The organism is Paenibacillus solani, assembly GCF_001277345.1.
GTDB classification, from domain to species: Bacteria; Bacillota; Bacilli; order Paenibacillales; family Paenibacillaceae; genus Paenibacillus_AQ; species Paenibacillus_AQ solani.
The window spans coordinates 192,741-208,242 of sequence record NZ_LIUT01000005.1; the positions used below are offsets into that span (position 1 = coordinate 192,741).

Below are 15,502 nucleotides of genomic sequence, written 5' to 3' on the forward strand. Positions count from 1 at the left end.
GAATTTTGCGGACATTATCGATTGAGGAACCTATCGCCAGTGTAAAAAAAGAATGGAGGATTTAAACATTGAAACTGACTACTGAACTGAAACGTGAGAGAATCGTTGCCATTGTGCGGGGCATTACGAGAGAGCAGGCAGATTTCGTAGGAGAAGGATTGGCCCAAGGCGGAGTCCGCTTCATGGAAGTAACCATGAATACGGATGATGCTTTACATATGATCCAGGCTTGGCGTACCCGCTATGATGAGGCGGTATATGTAGGTGCTGGAACCGTGCTTGATGTGGATATGGCGAAGGAAGCGATTGCTGCCGGTGCTCAGTTTCTGATCTCGCCGAATACGGATCTGTCTGTCATCGAATATGCTTTGGAGCAGGGAATTGATGTGTGGCCGGGGGCGATGACCCCGACCGAGATTGTGGCAGCTTACGCAGCGGGAGCAGAGATCGTGAAACTGTTTCCTACTGCCAGTCTGGGCTTGTCCTATATCAGAGAGCTTCAGGGGCCACTGAATCATATTCCACTCCTTGCAACGGGAGGGGTTACGCTGGACAATCTTCCGGATTATTTTACGGCCGGCGCGGCAGCGGTTGGTTTGGGCAGCGCACTGCTTCCAAAGGATGCACTCTTAACAGGCAACACAGATGAGATCACGCGTCGTACGGCGGCTTTTGTGGAAGCTGCGAAGCGCAGTTAACCTTGCGTTCGGAATAGACTTTTCCTATGCAAAAGAAGAGACGGAATGATTACACTATTTTCATTATTTATCATACAGGTTATGTTTAGCAGGTTAGTAACATAAGGAATATATAGACAAGTTATGGTATTATTTAGGTAGATGGTTGGTGTCATTGCTTCCGGGTCCAGACATCGGTTAAGAATATCCTCCATAGAAGATCAGATGTGATTAGGTTCAAGTGATGAAGGGAGCGACTGAATTGAATTCAACGGAGAAGAAGAAGGTAAGGGTAAAAAGGACCGTGTGTGCGGTTACAGCTACTGCAATGCTATGTTTGGCGCAGCCGGTTTGGGGGGAAGCTTCCGTCCCAGGCAGCGGAGTCACTGTATTCGAGCAGGTAGCTGCTGTCAATAGCGGTGAGAATTCGGGCGAAGTGAGTGTAACGGATAATGAAATACCGAAGGGCGCACAAATATCGTCCAAGCAGGCGGAGGAGATTGTGAAGAAGGCTATTCCAGAACCTAAGAACGTGAAAATATCGAACGTCCAGTTTTTGGAGAATGACGGTTTAAGAACTAGCGTGCTTGCCTGGGATCTGCAGATGTCGATGACCAGAGGAAACACAACTTCGGGTTTTAGTGCCCAGGTCAATGCAGTGACGGGTGAACTGATTAATATTTATCTCCCGAACCGTATGCAGAACCTCGATAGCGACAAACCCGTAGTAACCCGGGAAGCAGCCAAAGCGAAGGCGCTTCAATGGATTAGCAGTCATGTTTTGGATATGAAGGCTAGTGACTTAAAGGAGAATGAGGCATATTTAGGGATGCAGACCGCTTTGTTCAGTCCGCCCCGGTATGATTTTTATTTTCAGACTTCAGTGAATGGAATCGAGTCGGATGTGAACAGCATTTCGATGACGATTGATGGATACGGCAACATTGTAAGCTATTCCCGTAATCAGATCAGCGAGGATTTCCCTTCTTCTACACCGAAATGGGATGAGGCTGCCATTCGTAAAGTGTTTGAGGAGCAGTTTAAAGTAACGCTGGCATATGTTCCTGACAGATTATATAACAACACAAAAGGAAATTATTTCCTGGGATACATAGCTAATGAGCAATCGGGTCTTTCACTGGATGCCAACACAGGCAAATTTTTGAGCTTCTCAGGCGAGGATAGTGAAATTATCTCGGTCGAGAATGGTGCGATTCCACCATCCTTGGAGAGTTTTAAACCTAACACCAGCTCAGCTGCGAACGGTGAAGGGGCTGCCAGATTGGTGGAATCGCAGATCAAGCTTCCCGCCGGCCTGAAGACAGAGTCCAAGATGCTGGGTACAAGGTGGAATAACAGCGCGATTAAGACGTGGAACATAAGATGGGGCGAACCAAATCCTATGGGCGGAGGAGAGATGGTATCCGCTGAGGTAGATGCAAAGACCGGACAGATATACTCCTTCAATCGATATCGCTTTGATCGCAGCGTAGCAGCCGAGGTGAAGAACTCAATCTCACAGCAGGCAGCGCAAGAATTGGCCTTTGAGACGGTGTCGAGACTGGTGCCAAATGCATCGGAAGAATGGAGACTGACGTCGGTTGATAAGCTCGGCAAGAACGATCAACCTCTTCATTATCAATTCACATTCCAGCGTTATATCGGCGATATTCTCGTTATGGGTGATACATTGAGCCTTACGATGGACGGGAGTGGTCAAACCCTGAACTTTAGTGTGAACTCAGAAGCTGTCCCGTCCAAGCTGCCATCTGATGTGAAACCGGCGTTCAGCGCAGAGCAGGCGAGAAGTAAATATTTGCAAGAGATTGACTTGAAGCTGAAATACGGATACTACGGCAATTATTATGGTTCTTATTACGGTGGTTACGTATCGAGCGCAAGCGGAGATATGAAGCCTGAAATCAAATTAATTTATTATCCGACACATAAAAAAGGGGCGTTTAGCGGCATTTCTGTACCGCTTGATGCCAAAAGCGGAGTATGGCGCGACATCATACCAGAAATGAGAAATAAAGATATTCCGGCATTGACCGATACGGCAGGCCACCCGGCTGAGGCAGCCCTGAAAGATCTGGTAAAATACCAGGTGCTGATTCCTGATAAGGATGGGAAGGTATATCCAGATCGTCAAATAACCCTTGGCGAATGGTATCAGTTCGTGGCTGCTTCAGTAACCCCCTCCTATGAGCAGATATACGGGAGAACGACGATGGATCCTTATGCAGGACTGCAGCCGGATCATCCTTATTATCAAGCCGTTCAGACGCTGATTGCCCAGAACTGGATTCCGTATGATCCGGATAGCCCGTTGCAGTTGGAACGTAAGCTGACAAGGGATGAGCTGGCAAGCTCGCTGACGCGCATTCTGAATTATGAGAAGCTCTCCAAAGCCTTTATTCTTCCGACTGATGTTCAGGGAGTATCCGATGCGGAGAACATTACGAATAAAGGTGCAGCCTTGATTGCCCTCAAGCTTGGGCTTATCCCGGCAGTGGATGGCAAGTTCTTGCCAGAGCGCGAAGTAACACGTGCTGAAGCCGCAGAGGTTCTGATCCGGATGTCGAAGCTGGCGGGACGAAGCGATTCCTTCCTGTCCTCATATTTTTACTAGTCGGTTATTCGTGCCCGGTCGACAAAACTAGAACCCTAAAGCCCTAAGGTTATATGTTACAATGGTGGTGCATACGGATGAGGAAGATGAAGGGCGGGTGTACCGATGAAACGAAGCCGAGGAAAGATCATTAAATTACTGTTCATAGGGACCTTGGCGGTAACCGTTGCAGCAGTACCTGAACCGGCTAATCTCAGTGATGTCTATGCCACTTCCAACAAAGCGGTTGTGAAGTCAGTGAGTGCGATACAGCAGAAACTGCTGACAGCGATGAGCGACAGGCAATCGACGGTCCGTTTTGTTTATCAGGGCGAGACCAAGTCGCTGAAATCCCAACTGAAGGATGCGCTTGATCAGGCGATGGCCAGCGACCCTTATATTCACTACACGATCGCAAGTTATAGCTACGACTACCGTGGAACCTCCAGTTCTGCCAATGTCACGGTCCGGTTGAGTTACCGCGAGACCGCAGAACAGACCGATTATGTGAATCATCATACCGAGAGCATTCTGAAGCGAATCATCAAGCCATCTATGAACGATCATGAGAAGGTGAAGGCCATCCATGATTGGGTTGTCCGCAATCTGAAGTATGATACAACACTAACGAAATATACAGCCTACGACGGGCTTTACACCGGCAGCACGGTATGTCAGGGATATTCCCTTTTAACGTATAAGCTGCTGAAGGAAGCAGGGATCCAGAACAAAATTGTAGAGGGCACGGCATATGCCTCTGATAATCCAAAGGGTCAGCAGCATGCTTGGAATCTGGTTCTCCTGGACGGCAAGTGGTATCATATGGACACCACATGGGATGATCCAGTACCGGATCGTGATAACGAGGTATCCTATACGTATTATCTACGAACGGATGAGCAGATGGGCCGCGATCACACCTGGATAAAGTCGTATCCGAAAGCTGATACCCTGTATCGAAACACGCTGGCCAATCTGGCTGTGGAAGATCGTGCCAGAGCTGGAATTTATGAAGAGATTAAGCGAGATCTGGAGTATCAGCTGTATGACAGCCGTTCCATTGTCAGCTCCTATGGACAGCTCCAGCCGCTGGTCAAAGCAGCAAAGACGGCAGGCGATAAGAAGCTGGTGTTCAGATTTGACGGCAGTGAGAAAGAGCTCGTGAATGTGCTGCAGCAATTGCAGCTGAAGAGCAATCTGGGCTCCATTCAATACTATCACCAGGTATTTGAGAATACGGATGATCTGAGAGTGCAGATCATATGGTAAACTTTTAAACGCATACCAATAACAGCTTCCCCTGATGCCTGGGCATCCAAGGGAAGCTGTTTTATGTTTACCCGCCCAAACCACGGGTTTTATTTGGAGTTTGTACTCAAATCGCATTCGTTCAAAGGCACAATACGGCTTTTCTTGACCAACCGGTAACCAAACCAGATGGAGAGGAACAGCGGAATGCTAATATATGTGGCAATGATTGTTAACCAATCGATCTCTCCGCTAAAATTGCCTTGACCGATAATGGCCACAAGACAGAGCAGGAACGCAAAGAGGGGGCCGAAGGGGAACCAGCGCGCACGGAACGGAAGATCCTTCAGGTCTTTACCCTGGGCAACATAGGCTTTACGGAAGCGGTAGTGACTTACGGCAATTGCCAGCCAATTAATAAACCCGCACATCCCGGAGGCATTCAGGAGCCAGACATAAACCATGCCGTCCCCGAAGAAGGAGGCTAGGAAAGCCAGCATGCCTACGGCAGAGGTGACGATCAAGGCCGCAACGGGAACCCCACGGCTGTTCAGGCCGCTCAGCCATTTTGGGGCCATGCCCTGCTTTGCCATGGCATACAGCACACGAGTTGATGCATACATTCCCGAGTTGCCCGCCGATAGCACGGAGCTGAGAATGACCGCATTCATGACGGAAGCGGCAAACGCCAGCCCGGCCTTCTCAAAGACTAGTGTGAAGGGACTGACTCCGATGTTATCGACCCCGGATTGAAGCAAGCTAGGATGGGTGTATGGAATCAGCATGCCGATGACAAATATAGCAAAAATATAGAAGATCAAGATGCGCCAGAAGACCTGGCGAATGGCTTTGGGTACATGCTCTCTCGGATTCTCGCTTTCGCCTGCGGCAACCCCGATCAGCTCGGTGCCCTGGAAGGAGAAGCCTGCGGCCATAAACACGCCGACGAGTGCGAAGAATCCGCCATGCACAGGTCCATCCCCAAGGTTAAAGTTGCTGAAACCGACAGCTTCGCCGCCCAGGATGCCGAATATCATCATGACGCCGATGACGAGGAAGATGATGACCGTTGCTACTTTAATGATGGCAAACCAGTATTCGGATTCGCCGTATCCTTTGGCTGATAGAAAATTCAAACCGAACATGATCGCCAGAAACAGCAAGCTCCATAAGAAAGACGGGCTGTCCGGAAACCAGAACTTGATAATAACTGTTGCAGCCGCAAGCTCAGCGGCGATGGTAACAGCCCAGTTATACCAGAAGTTCCAGCCGACAGCAAAACCGAAGGCCGGACTGATAAACCGTGATGCATAGGTACTAAATGAACCGGAATCCGGCAGATATGTGGCAAGCTCGCCCAAACTGGTCATCAGGAAGTAAACCATGAGGCCAACGGCGGCATAGGCAATTAAGGCTCCGCCCGCACCCGCAGAGGCGATGGCGGTTCCGCTTGCCAGGAACAGACCTGTGCCGATCGACCCGCCGAGGGCGATCATCGTCATATGGCGGGCTTTGAAGCTCTGTTTCAGAGAAGCAGCTGGTGCTTTTTTGCGATTCAAGATCGAACACTCCTTCGGTTGATTAAGAAATGAAATGTGTAATGTATATCCTGCAGAAAAAAGACCGCAGGTTTTGTACCTGCGGTCTTTATCTGTTAACCGCATCATTACCCTCCATGAAGATAGCTCAACACGGGAAGCTCCCGTGACAGTTCCGTCTCTTTCGACAACGGCCCCAGCACAGGATACAAGAGTATACCCTGCACTTCGGCATTCAAGCCTTTCATTGCGCTTCATCGGCTTCTCTTTGCCTTGGCACAATTACTGATCCTGTATGCAACCTCTACCTCATCTTGGAATGATGAGGCTATCTGTATATTCAATTTAACAAGAGATTTTCCCAGTATAGAACACATGATATACCGGAAGCAATGGATAATTTTTACGGTTGCCCCATTGAAATCAGATTAAGAGTGATTTCGTTTGGCCATCTGCTGCCATACGGTCCCAGCAGCCTCTTCGCCGGATTCGATACGTTCGAGCGCCATTCGAGCTTGCAGGCTAACCTCAAATTCCGGATCATTGGACGCTTCTTCAAGTGCGGGCCGTGCTTCTTCGGTACCGACTTCGTACAGGAAGCGGGCGGCGCGCCAGCGTACAATCTTGCTGCTGTCCTTCAAAGACTCCATCATCACCGGGGTAGCGGCGGCATCGCCGATATCGGACAGCGTATCGCCCGCCGTTCGGCGAACAGCAGGTGTTTCGTCACGCATCGCTTCATATAAGAGCTCCATCGCTTCCGGGGTGCGAAGATCGCCCAGGTATACGACGACAAGCCGGCGGATCTGCATCTTGGGATCATGAAGGGCTTGGCGCAGAAGCGGAATATGTCGCTCGGTAGGCTCCAAAGCATCCAATGCGGCATAGCGGACACGCCAGTCCTCATCTTGCATCGCAGCTTCGATTTCCTCGTCGGTCAGCTTGCGGCGCTGCTCAACGAAATCCTCTTCGCTGGCACCGTGCGCTATCGCCTGGGTGACAACCTTATCGAGGCGTTCCTGCGGGAATGCCGCTTCCAGCTCTTGCTCCACATCTCGGGCAATGTTGGCTAGCTGACCATAACGGACGCCGTACTCCTTGAGCTTGCGTTCTTTGATAAGCGTCGAGGTACCCACGGCCGATATCGCTTTTGTGAAGCGTTCGGATAGGGCGATGCGCTCTTCCTGATTTCCGCTTTTAACACGAATTTGCATCGGAATATTACGGAAGTATTGTACGAATACTTGAGCCTCGCCAAACGGAAGATCGTCGCCGTTTTCTTTTAGACCTGTGGCAAGTCCTTCCTGACCGAATATTTCCTGTACCGCGCCCAGAATGGAGGGCCAGTCCGCATTCCCTTTACGGTCAAGCGCGATGAAATCAAGGGTATGAAAGACGCTTTTCACGCCTGGAATATGGAGCAGCTGCTTGATCCAGGGAGGGGCCGATCGTTCGTTATCTAACGTATATGTTCTGCGTATCCCGGACTCCAGGGTCTCGTCAAGGTGAAGCATCATGGAGTTCGGGCTCGGGGTGGGTTCAATGAATGTTATTTTCATGATATTGTCTCGCCTCCTTATCCTCTTATTGTACCTCTTTTCCCCGAAGGAACAAACATGTTGTAGTAGGATTCGCTTAAAATGACCGGATGTTGGATAAAAAGGGGATCATGTTGTAAAAACTGTTAGTGGTTGGGTGGATTCTATGATGTGAAGCACCGGATTTGAGCCAAGAACAGCTCTCAGCAGAAGAGTTGATAGACATAGGGAGGCTTTGCTATCACATGTACAGGAAGCAGGAGACAAGGCTTGCAATTCTATGCTTTATTGTTGCGCTTATTATGCTGTATGGCGCCGTAAAAGGATATTTGCGCTATGTTGAATATTTCGGATAATAAACCAAGGAGTGAACGTCATGTCTTCACTGGACCCGGTCCTCATGAGCCGGATGTTAACCGGCCTGACCCTGTTCGTACATATTGTTCTTGCAACTATTGGCGTTGGGATTCCGATTATGCTGGCTCTGGCGGAGTGGAGAGGGATCCGGACGGGGGATAACCATTATACATTGCTCGCCAGACGCTGGGCTCGAGGATTCGTGATTACGGTAGCCGTCGGTGTGGTGACAGGTACGGCCATCGGCTTGCAGCTCAGCCTGCTATGGCCCACTTTTATGCGTGTAGCCGGTAAAGCCATTGCGCTGCCGCTGTTCATGGAGACCTTTGCTTTTTTTGTAGAGGCGATCTTTCTTGGCATTTATCTATATACATGGGATCGTTTCAAGAATAAATGGACCCATTTGCTGCTGCTTATTCCCGTTGCCATCGGCTCCTCTGCCTCTGCGTTCTTTATAACGAGCATGAATGCCTTTATGAACCAGCCGCAGGGTTTTGAGCTGGTGGATGGGGTGTTTACGAATGTGAATCCATTCGTGGCCATGTTTAATCCGGCAACGCCCACCAAGGTGAGCCATGTGCTGGCATCCGCTTATACGACAAGCGCTGCGGCTTTGGCCAGCATTGCAGCGTTCAACCTGCTTCGGGGAAGAAAGCATGTTTATTTTAAGAAAGCGCTGAAGATCACTGTGGTCTCTACCTTTGTTTTTGCTGTAGCCACCGTAATGATCGGAGATTTTTCAGGCAAGTTTTTGGCCAAGTATCAGCCAGAGAAACTGGCGGCAGCGGAGTGGCATTTTGAGACGATGACTGAAGCTCCACTCATATACGGAGGCTTTCTCGATGAGAATAACAATATTAAATATGCGCTGAAAATCCCTTATGCGCTCAGCATATTGGCGGGGAATAATCCCCATCAAGAGGTCATCGGTTTGAATGAATTTCCGGAGAATGAGAGACCGCCCATGTCGGTACATTATTTTTTTGATTTAAAGGTAACCAGTGGTGCCGTGATCGTGCTGATTCCGCTGCTCTATATGTTCCGCAAGAAACTTCCTGGCAAAAAGCCCTACCCGAAATGGCTACTGATCAGTATATTGGCTTTGGGGCCTCTATCGATGTCAGCCATATGGCTGGGCTGGTTTCTTGCCGAGATTGGGAGGCAGCCGTGGATTGTGCGGGGATATATGAAAGTATCGGATGCTGCAACCACTTCAACAAGCGTCGGCTGGATGCTGGTGCTGTTTATCATCTTGTATCTGGTGCTCTCCGTGTCTGCCATCCGTGTGCTTAGCCAACTGTTCCGGAATAAGAGTGCCGAAGAGGAAATTCGGACGCTGGGACTCGACATCGAAGGAGGAGACCGCAAATGAGTTATTCCATCATGGCGATCACCGTCCTGTGGACGTTTCTGTTTGGATATTTGTTGGTGGCCTCGATCGACTTCGGTGCCGGATTTTTCAGCTTTTACAGCGTACTTACAGGACATGAGAATAAAATCCATAATATTATCCAGCGATATTTATCCCCAGTATGGGAAGTGACCAATGTATTTCTGATCTTTTTTGTGGTTGGATTAGTCGGTTTTTTTCCCGATGCGGCATTTTATTATGGCACTGCGCTTCTAGTACCCGGCAGCTTAGCTCTTGTCCTGCTGGCCATTCGTGGTGCTTATTACGCTTATCATACTTACGGCAGTCAGACCGGGAACAACAAGATTTATATGGGGCTGTATGGAGCAACGGGGCTGCTGATTCCGGCAGCTTTGTCGACCATATTGGCGATCTCGGAAGGCGGCATTATCCATATGGACAACGGAAAGGTCATGCTGCACTGGAATACCTTCTTTACCAATCCGTACACATGGTCGGTCATACTTCTGGCTCTAGTCAGCGTCCTGTACATCTCGGCCATGTTCTTATCCTATTACGCGCAGCGTGCTGGGGATGAGGTCGCCTTCGGCGTGGTTCGCGGCTATGCGCTTGGATGGAGCTTACCAACAATCCTTGCTTCACTGTTCGCTTTTTTTCAGATCAACCATCAGAATCCTGTGCATTTTGGGCAGATGCTGGATATTGCCTGGATGTTCATCGCGTCGTTTCTCTGCTTTGTGGTAGCGGTGTATCTTTTATGGAAACGTATCCGTCTCGGCATAGCCTTCATTATGGTTATGCTCCAATTTGCTTTTGCCTGGTATGGATATGGGCGCTCACATCTGCCGTATATCCTTTATGATTACATTCATATTCAGGAGAGTATTACCAATGATACGATGGCGATTGCCTTGATCACCGCCTTTATTCTGGGCTTATGCGTATTGGTTCCGTCTCTAATTCTGCTGATGCGTCTGTTTCTGTTCGATGCGAACTACATTCGTGGTAAATCCGCCAAGAAGGGGTGAGGCAAGTGGAGGACTTCGACATTTATATAGCACCACTGCTAACCGTATTGGCAGCTGTCGTCTTTATGGCGATCTACGTCGTCAAGTATAAAGATCCTTCTGATTGATTCTGTATGTTGGGGGAAAATTCCATTGTTTCGTCAGGAATCAAACGGTGTAAAAAGAACAACGAAGCAGCAAAGTTGAGCGGATAGGTCTATACAGGGTAAAATACAGGTAACGGAAGGAGGATGCTGCATGCCAAAAATTCGCTATAACAATATCGATAACGTCAGCACAGACAAAACGCTTAAACAGTTCAAGCAGTGGCGCGACGAACGTCGTCAGAAGAAGAAAGATTATTCTTACTGCATTCCGAACCTGACGCCGGATCTTCAGTATTTGCATAGCAACCGGCACGAAACCTCTGTTACCTGGATCGGGCACGCAACGTTCTTCATCCAATATGAAGGAATGAATATTGTAACCGATCCCGTATGGGCGAAGAGAATGGCTTTCAATAAGCGTCTTGGAGAACCAGGGCTTCCTATTCATGAGATTCCTCCGATTGATGTGATCTTGATTTCGCATTCCCACTATGACCATATGCATGTTTCCTCGATTCGTAAACTGTACCGTGAGGGGACGACTATCATTGTACCGGTTGGTTTGCGGCGCAAAATGATCAGTAAAGGCTTTCGCCGCGTGATTGAGCTGCAATGGTGGGAATCGGCAACGATCAAGGACGTGAAATTCTCTTTTGTGCCGACACAGCATTGGACACGGCGTACGCCGTTCGATACGAACACCTCTCATTGGGGAGGGTTTGTGATGGAGCCTGTGCTGCAGGAGGCAGCGACGGAATCAGACCCTTTGGATGATGCGAAATGCTCGATCGATGCTTCCGCAGAGGAAGGCGCCCGGTTGCTGCCACCGAATTTGTATTTTGCCGGAGACAGCGGATATTTCGAAGGCTTCAAGCTGATAGGTGAACGATTTAACATTCACCTTGCCTTGATGCCGATAGGGGCATACGAACCGGAATGGTTCATGACCTCACAGCATGTCAATCCGGAAGAGGCGCTGCAGGCGTTCTTGGATGTAAAAGCCGAGACGATGATTCCGATGCACTACGGCACGTTCAAATTGGCGGATGACACAGCTAAGGAAGCTTTGGACCGGATGGAAGCGGAACGGCAGCGGCTGGGAATCGCCAAGGAGCGAATTCTCGTATTAAAATATGGAGAAACCTTCAAAGTTCAGCCGGAGTGCCGCAGTGCTGAATCTTAGATTATACGATGAATGACATGAGCCTCCTGTGCCATCGCCATCTGAGAATTGGCGCGCGCAGGAGGTTATATTTGTTTAAAACCGTTTTATATGTGACGGAAGCTTCGATAACGGTCGTAATTATGCTATAATGTGCTGAAACACCAAAAGTGATAAAGGATGGTAATGCTTAATGATCAGTACAAGCGGCGTAACGCTCCGCTATGGCAAACGAGCACTATTTGAAGATGTCAATATAAAATTCAACCCCGGCAATTGCTATGGACTTATTGGCGCAAACGGGGCGGGCAAGTCTACATTCCTGAAGATCCTCTCCGGTGAAATAGAGCCTAACCAAGGCGAGGTTCATATGACACCGAACGAACGGATGGCGGTTCTGAAGCAGAACCATTATGAATACGACCAATATCCGGTCCTTGAGACCGTTATTATGGGTCATGGTCGTCTGTATAACATTATGAAGGAGAAGGATGCACTGTATGCTAAATCCGACTTCTCTGAAGAAGACGGCATGCGTGCGGGTGAGCTGGAAGGCGAATTCGCCGAGCTGAACGGATGGGATGCAGAGCCGGATGCGGCTGCGCTCCTGATTGGCCTTGGTATTCCACGTGAGCTGCACGACAAGAAAATGGCGGAGCTGAGCGGTAACGAGAAGGTACGCGTACTCTTGGCGCAAGCTCTGTTTGGCCGGCCGCATAACCTGCTGCTTGATGAGCCTACCAACCACTTGGACCTCGAATCGATTCAATGGCTCGAGAACTTCCTGATGGATTATGAAGGCACCGTTATCGTGGTATCCCATGACCGTCACTTCTTGAACAAGGTTTGTACCCATATTGCGGACATCGACTTTGGTAAAATCCAGCTGTATGTCGGCAACTACGATTTCTGGTACGAATCCAGTAAGCTGGCTCTTGAACTTCAACGGGATGCCAACAAGAAGAAGGAAGAGAAGATTAAGGAATTGCAGGCATTTATCCAGCGCTTCTCGGCCAATGCTTCCAAATCGAAGCAGGCGACTTCCCGTAAGAAGCAGCTCGATAAAATTACATTGGAGGATCTTCGTCCTTCGAACCGTAAATATCCGTTCCTCAACTTCAAGCCTGAACGCGAAGCCGGCAAGCAGCTGCTGACGGTTGATAGCATCACGAAGAGCGTAGAAGGTGAGAAAGTGCTGGATAACGTGAATTTTGTGGTTAATAAAGGTGACAAGATTGCATTTGTCGGACCGAACGGCTTGCCAAAAACAACCTTATTCCAGGTTATTACCGGCGAGACCGAAGCGGAAGCCGGCGAATACAGCTGGGGCGTCACCACCACCCAAGCGTATTTCCCGAAAGACAATTCGGCTTATTTTGACGGTGTTGATCTGAACCTTGTGGAGTGGCTGCGTCAATATTCCAAGGATCAGGATGAGACTTTCCTCCGCGGATTCCTTGGCCGTATGCTGTTCTCGGGTGAGGAAGCCTTGAAGAAAGCGAGCGTATTGTCCGGAGGCGAGAAGGTTCGCTGCATGCTGGCAAAAATGATGCTGAATGGCGCGAACGTGCTGATCCTCGATGAGCCGACGAACCACTTGGATCTGGAATCCATTACGGCACTCAACAACGGACTCATCGATTTTGATGGTACGATTCTGTTTACCTCCCATGACCATCAATTCATTCAAACGATTGCGAATCGGATTATCGAGATAACGCCAAGCGGTATCATCGACCGCAGCATGAGTTATGACGAGTATCTGGAGAGTGAAGAGATCAAGGGACTTCGCGAGAGCATGTACGCTGTGCAAGTTTAAGATCACCATTACAATAAAAAAATGCTGCACCTTCTTCGTAAATGGAAAGGTGCAGCATTTTTTTGCGTTTGTACGTACGGATTCTATGAACCGCCGGTACGACGACGCTGATTGTTTGGTTTTTTGTTGTTTTGACTCTTCATTTTTTGTGTTGAAGCGCCTTGGAATTGCCCCGGCTTATTTCCGGATGCATTTTGCTGCTTCTTTTGCTCCAACTTTTGCCGGATGGCATCAGCTAAATTTACTTTTCGCGTTTCATTATTCTCGGGCATAGCTTCACCCTCCTCCTCACGATATGCTTGTCCTCATTTTATTCGTTTTTAAATCGCCCGGCAAGGGTAACAATGGTTAATACCATTTTCTCCGAGTTAGGGTTCTTTGACGAAAAGCCAATTATGTTTCTCTGGACCCACACGATGGGCCTTTGCTAGGATTGGAATATGGATAATGCTGGGACTGTTTTAAAGCCGCTAGGGAGTACGCAAAGGAGAGACTTGTATCGTGAATGCCTATGATAACATCAAGCAAGGGGAACGCGGGGCATGGATCAGCATTGCAGCTTATCTCGTGTTGTCATCGTTTAAAATAAGTAGCGGATATTTCTTCGCGTCCAGTGCGCTGCTCGCTGATGGATTTAACAACCTGACGGATATCGTAGCATCGCTTGCCGTATTAATCGGTTTGCGAATTTCTCAAAAACCGCCGGATTCCGATCATGCTTACGGACATTTAAGAGCAGAAACCATTGCGGCTCTGGTGGCATCGTTTATTATGGCGGTTGTAGGTATCCAGGTGCTGGTCGAGGCCATTCGTTCGTTTTTTGAAGGTGCTAAAGAAGTGCCGGATTTATGGTCTGCAGGCGTAGCTTCGATCTGTGCGGTTGCTATGTTGTGTGTATACCGTTACAATCGGAACCTTGCGCGGAGAATCGATAATCAGGCATTGATGGCAGCAGCCAAGGATAACTTATCGGATGCTCTCGTCAGTGTAGGAGCAGCTGTTGGTATCATCGGCGCCCAATTTGGCCTGCCTTGGCTGGATACAGCTGCAGCGGTAGCGGTAGGAGTTATCATTTGTAGAACGGCCTGGGAGATATTCAGAGATTGCACCTATAGTCTGACCGATGGATTTGATGAAGATCGTTTATCAGATTTGCGCAGTACGATCGCGCGGACGCCCGGTGTTGAGGGAATCAAGGATCTGAAGGCTAGAATCCATGGCAATCATGTGCTGGTGGATGTCGTCATCGAGGTAGATCCAAAGATCAGTGTTCTGGAGGGGCATCGAATTAGCGACCGTATCGAAGAACAGATGGCGAAGATTCACAATATAATGAGTGTACACATTCATGTGGAGCCTAAGGAGTGAATATGATCTGATCGCGAAACCGAATACGGTTATGTATAACAATGGCAGGCCAAGATTCTCTTGACCTGCCATTTAATATGCAAGGCTACGTATTGGATCATAGAATCCGGAAGCCATTTAAGATTACTCTACGTAAATCCAAGCTTTACCGAGCCATGTATAAACTTCAACCCATTCCCCGCCAAAGACGACATCATAACGAACGTCGGTTGTGTCGATTTTTTGTGGAGCCAAAGCACCCAGCTTTTCGCCGTTTGGAGCGTTATAGAAATAAGTTGTTTCGGTAAGCTCAATCATCGGGGTAGGTACCAATACCACTTCATGAGGTTTGATAACAGGCTCATCCGTCAAGATAGGCAACGCTCCGGAAGTATCAGTCACGGCTCCGGAAGTGTCGGTTACGGCTCCGTTAACGGGCTCTGCTACAGTTCCGTTAACCGGATCTGCGCTGGCAACGGCCGTCAGAGATAGTGCGAGTGCTAGGGCTGCAGTAATGCTTAATGTTTTTTTCATTGATTAATTCCTCCTTGGGACTGTAGTATGATTCGACATTATCGTAATAACCACGATTTGGATGTTATGAACCAAGAAAGCTGGATAGATTTCTCATATCGTGACAAGTTTCCCGGAATCCTATATACTTTGGAGATGGATAAACCCTTGTGGTTGCAAGGTTATCCTTGGGAGGAGGAGCTGTA

The 15,502-nt window shown here is 48.8% G+C and carries 13 protein-coding genes and 1 riboswitch; of the genes, 9 read left to right on the forward strand and 4 right to left on the reverse strand.

Features of this window, described 5'->3' with window-relative positions; genetic code table 11:
• Positions 1-68 precede the first annotated feature (68 nt).
• The 3 genes from AM231_RS21115 to AM231_RS21125 all read left to right on the forward strand — a co-directional run bounded on the left by AM231_RS21115 (position 69) and on the right by AM231_RS21125 (position 4,557).
• Positions 69-698, forward strand: coding sequence for a bifunctional 4-hydroxy-2-oxoglutarate aldolase/2-dehydro-3-deoxy-phosphogluconate aldolase (locus tag AM231_RS21115; protein WP_054404387.1), 630 nt, complete (start codon positions 69-71; stop codon positions 696-698).
• A gap of 223 nt (positions 699-921) precedes the next feature.
• Positions 922-3,309 (forward strand): YcdB/YcdC domain-containing protein, encoded by a 2,388-nt coding sequence (locus tag AM231_RS21120; protein ID WP_242615259.1) that lies wholly within the window; start codon positions 922-924, stop codon positions 3,307-3,309.
• Positions 3,310-3,414: 105 nt separating this feature from the next.
• Complete coding sequence (locus tag AM231_RS21125) at positions 3,415-4,557, forward strand: transglutaminase domain-containing protein (protein WP_054404389.1); 1,143 nt, start codon at positions 3,415-3,417, stop codon at positions 4,555-4,557.
• Between the two features lie 89 nt (positions 4,558-4,646).
• Here AM231_RS21125 and AM231_RS21130 read toward each other — a convergent pair whose 3' ends face one another.
• The gene (locus AM231_RS21130) at positions 4,647-6,038 is read right to left on the reverse strand and encodes an amino acid permease (protein WP_242615262.1); all 1,392 of its coding nucleotides are present in this window, start codon (positions 6,036-6,038) and stop codon (positions 4,647-4,649) included.
• Positions 6,039-6,210: 172 nt separating this feature from the next.
• Positions 6,211-6,389: riboswitch (Lysine riboswitch) on the reverse strand.
• A 113-nt stretch (positions 6,390-6,502) separates the two neighbouring features.
• Positions 6,503-7,633 (reverse strand): virulence factor, encoded by a 1,131-nt coding sequence (locus AM231_RS21135; RefSeq protein WP_054404390.1) that lies wholly within the window; start codon positions 7,631-7,633, stop codon positions 6,503-6,505.
• A gap of 355 nt (positions 7,634-7,988) precedes the next feature.
• Here AM231_RS21135 and AM231_RS21140 point away from each other — a divergent pair, with 355 nt between their 5' ends.
• The 5 genes from AM231_RS21140 (at position 7,989) to AM231_RS21155 (ending at position 13,436) form a co-directional block, all read left to right on the forward strand.
• A complete protein-coding gene (locus AM231_RS21140; protein ID WP_053491461.1) occupies positions 7,989-9,341 on the forward strand; it encodes a cytochrome ubiquinol oxidase subunit I in 1,353 nt (450 codons plus the stop codon).
• Positions 9,338-10,369, forward strand: coding sequence for a cytochrome d ubiquinol oxidase subunit II (locus AM231_RS21145; RefSeq protein ID WP_053491462.1), 1,032 nt, complete (start codon positions 9,338-9,340; stop codon positions 10,367-10,369). Before AM231_RS21140 ends, AM231_RS21145 begins: the two co-directional genes overlap by 4 nt.
• Before the next feature lie 5 nt (positions 10,370-10,374).
• The gene (locus AM231_RS30560) at positions 10,375-10,476 is read left to right on the forward strand and encodes a cytochrome bd oxidase small subunit CydS family protein (RefSeq protein ID WP_423212936.1); all 102 of its coding nucleotides are present in this window, start codon (positions 10,375-10,377) and stop codon (positions 10,474-10,476) included.
• Between the two features lie 130 nt (positions 10,477-10,606).
• Complete coding sequence (locus AM231_RS21150; protein WP_054404391.1) at positions 10,607-11,638, forward strand: MBL fold metallo-hydrolase; 1,032 nt, start codon at positions 10,607-10,609, stop codon at positions 11,636-11,638.
• Positions 11,639-11,810: 172 nt separating this feature from the next.
• Complete coding sequence (locus AM231_RS21155) at positions 11,811-13,436, forward strand: ABC-F family ATP-binding cassette domain-containing protein (RefSeq protein ID WP_053491464.1); 1,626 nt, start codon at positions 11,811-11,813, stop codon at positions 13,434-13,436.
• Positions 13,437-13,519: 83 nt separating this feature from the next.
• On the opposite strand, the gene AM231_RS21160 is transcribed toward AM231_RS21155, so the two are convergent.
• The gene (locus tag AM231_RS21160; RefSeq protein WP_053491465.1) at positions 13,520-13,708 is read right to left on the reverse strand and encodes a hypothetical protein; all 189 of its coding nucleotides are present in this window, start codon (positions 13,706-13,708) and stop codon (positions 13,520-13,522) included.
• A 226-nt stretch (positions 13,709-13,934) separates the two neighbouring features.
• On the opposite strand from AM231_RS21160, the gene AM231_RS21165 reads away from it, so the two are divergent.
• Positions 13,935-14,804 carry a cation diffusion facilitator family transporter gene (locus AM231_RS21165; protein ID WP_054404392.1) on the forward strand — a complete coding sequence of 290 codons (870 nt, stop codon included), beginning with the start codon at positions 13,935-13,937 and terminating at the stop codon, positions 14,802-14,804.
• Between the two features lie 123 nt (positions 14,805-14,927).
• Here AM231_RS21165 and AM231_RS21170 read toward each other — a convergent pair whose 3' ends face one another.
• Complete coding sequence (locus AM231_RS21170; RefSeq protein ID WP_053491467.1) at positions 14,928-15,317, reverse strand: hypothetical protein; 390 nt, start codon at positions 15,315-15,317, stop codon at positions 14,928-14,930.
• Positions 15,318-15,502 lie beyond the last annotated feature (185 nt).